Origin of the sequence: Devosia insulae DS-56 (assembly GCF_000970465.2) — a bacterium.
GTDB lineage: Bacteria > Pseudomonadota > Alphaproteobacteria > Rhizobiales > Devosiaceae > Devosia_A > Devosia_A insulae.
The window spans coordinates 1-7,789 of record NZ_LAJE02000120.1 but is presented as its reverse complement, the minus strand read 5'-3'; the positions used below and the strand labels follow the sequence as shown (position 1 = coordinate 7,789).

Sequence of the window (7,789 nt, the reverse complement as noted above, 5' to 3'; positions counted from 1 at the left end):
ACCGATCGGCCACTGAGGTCCGGCCCTTCCAGCGCCGCACCGTGCTCTCATTGACGCCCAGCTCGACAGCCAGGTCCGCGACGCTCGCCGTGCTGGCCTGAATGTAGGCCCGCGTCTTCGGCGTCGTTGTCGCATTGGCGTGCAACTTCAGATCCATCCCAAGCGCTCCCTGACAAAGGCAACGCCTCGTTCTACACCGAGTCCATCCCGCCAATCCGCCGGAACAGTACACCTACGCGGGGATGACGCCGGTGGTTGGGGCGATAGAAGCCGTGGGTGGGGAGAAAGCAGCGCCCCTCACCCCCCAAACGCCGGCAACACCAGGCCCTTGGTTCCCACATCGATGGCGAACAGCCCACCCGGATTGCTCTGGCCGACAAAGTGCTCCGCCGGCCGCTTCAGCACCGCGGTGGTGACATAGAGGATGTCGAGGTTGTCGCCGCCGAACTCGCAGCAGGTGGGGAGGTCCGTCGGCAACACGATCGATTGCATCAGCTTGCCCTGGGGGTCGTACTGGTTCACCCGGCTGGTCACCGGGATGGTCACCCAATAGCAGCCATCGGCATCGACCGTCGCGCCGTCGGCGATGCCGCCGCTGCCATCGAGGTCGATGAAGGTGCGCTGGTTCTCGATGTCGCCGGTGACCGGATCGAAATCATAGGCGCGGACGATCGTCGTGTGGCTGTCGGAGAAATACATGGTCTTGCTGTCGGGGCTCCAGGCGAGGCCATTGCAGCAGCCGACCCCTTCGATCATCCGGTGCACCGAGAGATCCTTGTCCATCCGGTACAGCGAGCCGATGAACTCGACTTTCTTGCCCGGCGCCTCGAACATCGAGCCCGACCAGAAGCGGCCCTGCCGATCCGGCTTGCCGTCGTTGAAGCGGGTATCGGCGAGGTGTGCTTCGGGATCGACGATCGCCTCGAACGCACCGCTCGTGGGGTCGAAGAAATAGAACCCCGACACCATGGTGACGACCAGCCCGCCCTTCTGCCTGAGCCCGATGCAGCCGAGGAATTCCGGCGCTTCCCAGGTGTCGTCCTTGCCGGTTTTCGGATCATAGCGGTGGATTAGTTTGCTCCAGATGTCGATCCACCACAGCACCCCCGCTTTTGGGTCCCAGATGGTGCCTTCGCCGAGTTCGGCCTTGGCGTCGACGACGCAGGTGATGTCCCAGGTCATGTAAACGGTTACCCTTTGACTGCCCCGGCGCTGAGCCCGGCGACGATGTAGCGCTGGATCAGCAGGTAGAAGATGACCGGGAAGATGGAAAAGAACAGCGCCGCTGCCAGCACGCGGTCGATCGGCGTATCGAGCATCACCTTGAGTGAGGCGAGGCCCACAGCCACCGGCCGGATATCGGGTGAGGTGACCAGCGTGACCGCGAACAGGTATTCGTTCCAGGCATAAAAGAACGACACCACGCTGATCGCCACCAGCCCGGGCGCGGACAACGGCAACAGCGTCCGGACCAGCGCCCCGAGCGGCGAGCAGCCGTCGATCAGGGCGGCCTCATAGATTTCCTCGGCGATCGAATCGAAGGAGTTTTTGAGGATCCAGATGCAGATCGGCAGGATGAACGCCGCGTCCACCAGCGACAGGGCCGGCAGGCTGTCTGAGAGCCCCAGGTTCCGATACATCGCGTAAACCGGAATGACCACCAGCGCCTCGGGCAGCATCTGGGTCATCAGCAGCAGCAAGCCGAAGGCCGCCTTGCCGCGCCACCTGAGGAAGGTCATGGCAAACGAGCCCAAGACCGCCAGCGCCAGGACGATCAGCGTCGTCATCCCGGCCAGGAGCAGCGAGTTCACCAGCCAGCGCGCTACCGGAAAATTCTCGAACAGCGTGATGAACGGCAGGAAGCTGATCTCCTTGGGGATCAGTGGCGGTGGAAACTGCATGCCGTGGTTCAGCGGCTGGATCGAATTGACGATCATCCAGTAGACCGGGAACAGCACTGCGGCGCAGAAACCGAGGATGAGGGCGTAGAACGCCACCCCCTTGCCAAGCCGGCGCAGCTTGTGGACTGCAGCAGTCGAGGATGCCGCCATCTCAGCGCCTCCTCGCGCGGTCTTGCCGCTGTTGGGCATAGACGAACAGCAGGGTGAGCCCGAGGACGATGACGAAGCCCGAGACTCCGAGGGTGGCGCCATAGGCCAGGTCGAAGAACCGGAACGCCGTCTGGTAGATGCGCAGCACCAGGGTTTCGGTAATGCCGCCATACGGGCCGCCGCCGGTGGTTAGCCAGATCAGCGTGAACTGCTTGAACGAGAAGATCGACATCAGCACGGCCATCAGCAGCAGGGTCGGGGTGATCTCGGGGATGGTGATGTGGCGGAGCACCTGCAACGGGTTGGCGCCGTCGACCTCTGCCGCTTCGTAGGTCTCACGCGGGATCGCCTGCAGCGCCGCGAGGATGACGAGGAAGGTGAACGGAAACGCCTTCCAGATCGACAGCGCAATAACCAGCGGCATCGCCAGCTTGGGGTCGGACAGCCAGTTCAGGTTGTTTTCGATGCCGGGAATGAGCCGGGCGAAGACGTTCATCACCCCGAAGGTCGGATTGCACATCCACAGGAAGACCAGCACGGCCGAGATTTCCGGGAAGGCCCAGGGGACCGCGATGGCGCTCCGCGCCAGGTTGCGGCCGCGGAACTTGCGGTTCAGCAACAAAGCGGCGAGCAGCCCCAGCGACACGGCTCCAACGACGACGAAGGCCATGTAGGTGAAGGTGACCTGCACGGCGAACCAGAAGTCTTCGTCTTCGAACAGCCGTTCGTAGTTGCGCAGGCCCACCCAGGTGACTTTGTCGACGCCGACGACATTGTTGGAAAAGCTGGTCAGGAACTGCTGGGCGATCGGGAACAGGATGAAGACGCCGAGATAGGCGACGATCAGCAAGACCAGTGCGTAGGGCAGGGAGTGGTGTCGATTCCACCCACGCCGTTGCCTCGCGCGCTCTTCCACCGCCTCTGCAGTCGCTGATTGAAACATGCGCTCGATATTCCCGGGAGGTCGACTTGAGCGACCGATGCGGCCCTCGTCCCACTCACACACCATCGGGGGCGCTCCCGTGGAACGCCCCCGACAGGTTCAACTCGGCCGTTACAGGGTGAAGCCTTCGAACAGCCGTTCGGACGCCTTCTCCAGCTCCTGCTGGGCATCGGCCATGGCGTCCTCGACCGGCCGGTCGGCGACCAGCACCTCGGAGAATTTGTCCATGACGACGTTGCCGAACTCCTGGTTGAAGAAGATGTAGTCGCCCATGATCTCGAGCGGCGTGATCGACTTGCCCGCGAGGTAGCCCTCGGCCCAGAACTGCTTGTCGAGGTATTCCTGGCGGATCGCCTCCGGATAGGGCGGCACCACATCGAGGCACCGTTCCATCAGTTCCTGATAGTTCTCGGGCTTGTAGAGCCACTCGACGAAAGCCTTGGCGGCGGCCTTCTCGTCGTCCGAAGCGTTGGCGTTGACGCAGATCGGATGGATGCGGGTGATCGCCTTGCCGCTGGGGCCGGGCGGCACGACGCTGCGCAGCGACGGATAGATGTCCGGCCCGGAGCTCGACCAGATGTTGACTGCGGCCGAGACGATCAGCTGCTGCCCGATGCGGCCATTGGCGTACATCTGGTTGGCCGTCGCCGTGTCGGTGCCCTTGGGCATCGCCTTGTCGTACATGGTCTTGAAGAGCTTCATGCCCTCGATCACCGGCGCGGTGTTGACCAAGGGCTTCCGCCCATCTGCCCAGACGCCGTCGAACATCACCGCCCACTGCTGCAGGATGAACCAGAAATCGCCTGGTTCGCTCATCAGGTGGGGCGAGTAGATGCCGAACTGGTCCGGCGACTTGGTCAGCGCGGTCGATGTCTCGACCCATTCCTCGACCGAGGCTGGCGCGCCAAGGCCGGCCTTCTCGAACATGGCCGAGTTGTAGAGCAGGCCGAACTTCACCGTGACGATGTCGAGCCCATGCACCTTGCCGTCGATGCGCAGGTGGTCATGTGCAGCGCTCAGCTTGTCGCCGATGCCGAGCTTGTCGACGATATCCTGCAGGGGCTCGAGGTGCCCGCCGCGCAGCAGACGCACCACCAGGTCGGGGGTGGTGTGGAACAGCGCGCCGTTGATCTTCCCGGACTGGGACTGGATCAGCATGTTGTTGGTGAATTCGTTGAACGGCGCGCCGGCTTCCTCGATGAAGACGTCGCTCTGCTCGGCGTGGAACTTGGCGAGGATCGCCCGCCAGGCGTCGCCACGGCCCGGCTCGTTCCACATCCACGACACCAGCGGGATCTTGATCTTGGCATTCTGGGCGAGCGCTGGCGTCGCCAGGGCCGCGGCGAGCCCTGCCACTGCGGTCCGCTTCAGGAAGTCACGGCGCCCCATGCTCATCGAGCGCGGGAGCAACAGGCCGTTGCCTGGCTTGTTCATGTTTGTTCCTCCTCTTGGAGCCCGGCGCGACGGTCATTCGCCATCTCTGCGCCAGGTCCGACCACGGTTGATACCGGTATCAAACGTCACTATCCGTACACCGGTGGCGATGGCCACCAGCGACAGAAACGATGTGTTCAGGCTTCCCCTCGTGACGCGGCAGCTCCTCAACTGTCGCGCTCCGGCCGGACGAGCGGAAACAACTCCTCCAGCAGCTATGATGCTATTATAATTCTATAATGCTGTCCATGCCGATGCTGGCTGAGGCATCAGACTTTTCGACGGCCGGTCAGGCGAGGTCGTTCGGCGCGTCGTAAGTGATCGAGAACATGTCGGCCGGATGCCGGGCGATCGAGAACTCGACGTTCCGCTGGTCCGACGACTGGTACATCATCTCCACCGCCAGGATCGCCGAGCCTTCCGCCACACCCAGATCCGCCGCGACCACCGCATCGGCGATCTCGGCGCGAATGGTGCAATGCGCCACCGCCATGCGGATGTTGAGCCGGCGCTGCACCGCGCGGAAGATCAGCACGTCGTTGAAATCTTCCTTCTTCAACTGTGAGCCGATATCGGGCGGGAAGTAGGTGGTGATCTGCGCCTTCTTCTGCTTGCCGACGCCGAGGATCGAGCGCAGGCAATAACCCTGCTCATCCTTACTGAGCCCGAAATGCCGCTGCAGCAGCGGCGAGCTTTCCTTCTTGTACGATTTGATCTTCAGCGAGGCGTCCTTGGTGAAGGCCGCCATGTCGGCGAAGTTCTTGAACGTCCAGCTGAGCGTCACCGGCGGCGCCGCCGAGGTGACGACGGCGGGCTTCGCCGACCGCTTCTTGATCAGCCCGTCCGCCTCGAGATCGCGCAGCGCCTGGCGCACCGTGATCAGGCTCACCCCGAAGCGCTCGGCGATGACAGCTTCCTTGGGCAACTCGCCGCCGACCGGAAAGGCGCCCGAAGTGATCGGCTCGCGCAGGATATCCGCGAGCTGCCGGTACAGCGGTCCCTGGGCCCGCGCCAGCGCGCGCTTCGGCAACAGATCAATCGTCGCGTTCAGGTCGTCCATGTACTCAGCCATGCCTCACAGGTGTGGCTATGATAATAGCACGAACTCGTTGCAGCGAACCGGCGCGTTCACGTCGTCCCCGTCTATGTGGGGCGGTCTTGCCTTCGCTCCATCCGCACCCACCGGCCGTCATCCCGGCGAAAGCCGGGACCCAGTGCGCCGGCGTTTCCATTCGCTCGAGCCGCGCCGACCTTGCCGTGACAGACCGGCACGGACGGCATCTCACCAGCCCTCCGAGCAGTGGGTCCCGACTTGCGTCGGGATGACGGCCGGTCGTGGTTCGAACGGATCGGCGCAATCACCCCTAAGCCAACAGCCGCAGCGGCAACTCCAGATACGCCTTGAACCGCGTCAGCAGCTCCGTCGCCGCGTCCTCGCTCACCACTGCGGCGTCGAACGACAACAGGCATTCCCCCGTCACGTGACCCGCCGCCAGCACCAGCCGCATGTTGCGGCCAGGCTTCAGCGGCATCATCACCGGCCGAATCTCAGAGGCCGCGAGCAGCTTCAGCGACAGCGCTGCCGGCTCCGCCGACTGGTCAATGCCCGCCTCGATCGCCCTGAGCCGCCGGGCCCGGAGCGGTGCGAGCGAACCCTTGCGGATATCGGCGAACACCAGCTGCCCGGCCGGCTGTTCCAGCGCCACCGGCGCTCCGGCGAGACTATGGCTCTCCGGCACATCGTCCAGCGCACAGCCGGCCGCTCGCAGCACCACGTCTTCAAGCGTGAACGGGGTGTCGGCATCGGCGAAACCGGCAAGCAACTGCAGCAGCGTTGCCAGCTGGATCGTCGTGCCGAGCGCTGAAGCCTGCGGACCGTTGGCTGCCGCTGGGGCAGGGGGGCGAACCACATAAGTTTCGATATCCGCCGCGACGATCCGGCCATTCGGCCCGCTGCCCGTCAGCACCTCCAGCGCGAGGCCGCGCTCACGCGCCAGCCGGCGGGCATAGGGCGAGGCGGCACGACGAGGCTGGAGCGCGGTGGCAGCCATCAGCGCTTCAGGTATTCGCGGTTGACGCAGTTGGTGAGCCGGCCTTCGGTCAGGTAGGCGTGGATCACCTCGATCGACTTGAGCCGCAGGTCGACCATCGAAGCCGGGCTGTAGAACGCTGCGTGTGGGGTAACGATCAGCCGATCCTTGATCCACGGCTCATTGGCGCGCCAGGCCTTGATCAGCGGGTGGTCGAGATCCCCCGGCTCGTTCGGCAGCACGTCGAGCCCGGCGCCCACCACGGTCCCCTGGCGCATCGCGGCTTCCAGCGCCGTGACGTCGATGATCGGGCCGCGCGCCGTATTGACGACGATCAGCCCGGGTTTGGCCGCGGCAAACGCCTCGGTGCCGAGCAGCCCACGCGTTTCGGTGCTGAGCGGCGCATGCACGGACACCACGTCGGCCCGCGCCATCAGTTCGTTGAGTGAATGCACCCGCTCGTAGCCGGTCGAGAGGTCGACGCCCGACAACAGGTGCGGATCATAGAATACCACCCTCATGTCGAAAGCGGCGGCGCGCCGTGCCGCCGCGAGCCCGATGCGGCCGAGCCCGATGACGCCGAACGTCGCGTTCTTGTGCCGCCGGATCAGCGGCGCTTTCGAGAAGTGCCAGCCCTCGAGCCCGTCGACGGCGATTTCGGCCGGGTAGCTATAGGTGCCGCGGGTGAGCGCCAGCATCAGCGCGATGGCGTGGTCGGCGACTTCGGTGGTGCCATAATCGGGCACGTTGCAGGCCGGAATATTGCGGGCGCCCCAGCCGGCGGTGTCGATATTGTCGAAGCCGACGCCCGAGCGCACCGCGATCTTGGCATTGGGGAACGCCGTCGGCGGCAGCGGTACATTCAGCGTCGGCGAATGGTTGATCACCGCATCGACGGTCTTGGCGACCTCCGGGTCGAGCACTGCCGCGACATCCGCCGTCGAGCGGGCGAGAATGAACTCGACATCCGGGTAATGCTGGCGTTCCAGCTCGGCATCGTCGGCAGCCTGCCAGTTGACGCACAGAATCTTCATCGCTTCCTCCGCTGCCCTCGGCAGTCGCTGGTTATTTCCGAATGCCGCCGATGCGGCCGACCATTGGCACCACCGCACCGACCGGCTGGTCGATGGCGCTCAGTGTACCCGAAGCCGGCGCTTCGATCTCCACCACCGCCTTGTCGGTTTCGATCTCGGCGACCACGTCGCCTTCTTTCACCGCGTCGCCGACCGCCTTCAGCCATTTGACCAGCGTGCCCTCGGACACCGTGAGGTCGCCGAACGGCATGTTGATCGGCTCGTCGTCGGATTTGGCCGCGAGGGCCGGAGCCGCGG

At 64.5% G+C, this 7,789-nt stretch carries 9 protein-coding genes; all 9 read right to left on the bottom strand.

Annotated elements, in window-relative coordinates; genetic code table 11:
• Positions 1 to 157: phage terminase small subunit-related protein (locus VW23_RS29785; RefSeq protein WP_425285189.1), on the bottom strand; the 157-nt coding region annotated here is incomplete at its 3' end.
• A gap of 140 nt (positions 158 to 297) precedes the next feature.
• Positions 298 to 1,182 carry an SMP-30/gluconolactonase/LRE family protein gene (locus VW23_RS07800; protein WP_069909017.1) on the bottom strand — a complete coding sequence of 295 codons (885 nt, stop codon included), beginning with the start codon at positions 1,180 to 1,182 and terminating at the stop codon, positions 298 to 300.
• Between the two features lie 8 nt (positions 1,183 to 1,190).
• Positions 1,191 to 2,051, bottom strand: a complete 861-nt coding sequence (locus VW23_RS07795) for a carbohydrate ABC transporter permease (protein ID WP_069909016.1) — start codon at positions 2,049 to 2,051, stop codon at positions 1,191 to 1,193.
• 1 nt (position 2,052) lies between these two features.
• On the bottom strand, positions 2,053 to 2,994 hold the full coding sequence (locus VW23_RS07790) for a carbohydrate ABC transporter permease (RefSeq protein WP_176730352.1): 942 nt from the start codon (positions 2,992 to 2,994) through the stop codon (positions 2,053 to 2,055).
• Positions 2,995 to 3,105: 111 nt separating this feature from the next.
• Positions 3,106 to 4,428 carry an ABC transporter substrate-binding protein gene (locus tag VW23_RS07785; protein WP_069909014.1) on the bottom strand — a complete coding sequence of 441 codons (1,323 nt, stop codon included), beginning with the start codon at positions 4,426 to 4,428 and terminating at the stop codon, positions 3,106 to 3,108.
• A gap of 289 nt (positions 4,429 to 4,717) precedes the next feature.
• A complete protein-coding gene (locus VW23_RS07780; RefSeq protein WP_069909013.1) occupies positions 4,718 to 5,488 on the bottom strand; it encodes a GntR family transcriptional regulator in 771 nt (256 codons plus the stop codon).
• 304 nt (positions 5,489 to 5,792) lie between these two features.
• Positions 5,793 to 6,479 (bottom strand): E3 binding domain-containing protein, encoded by a 687-nt coding sequence (locus VW23_RS07775; protein ID WP_069909012.1) that lies wholly within the window; start codon positions 6,477 to 6,479, stop codon positions 5,793 to 5,795.
• A complete protein-coding gene (locus VW23_RS07770; RefSeq protein ID WP_069909011.1) occupies positions 6,479 to 7,492 on the bottom strand; it encodes a C-terminal binding protein in 1,014 nt (337 codons plus the stop codon). The genes VW23_RS07775 and VW23_RS07770 overlap by 1 nt, the downstream gene beginning before the upstream one ends.
• Before the next feature lie 31 nt (positions 7,493 to 7,523).
• Positions 7,524 to 7,789, bottom strand: a 266-nt coding sequence (locus VW23_RS29780) for a lipoyl domain-containing protein (protein WP_425285202.1), incomplete at its 5' end; no start/stop codon positions are given.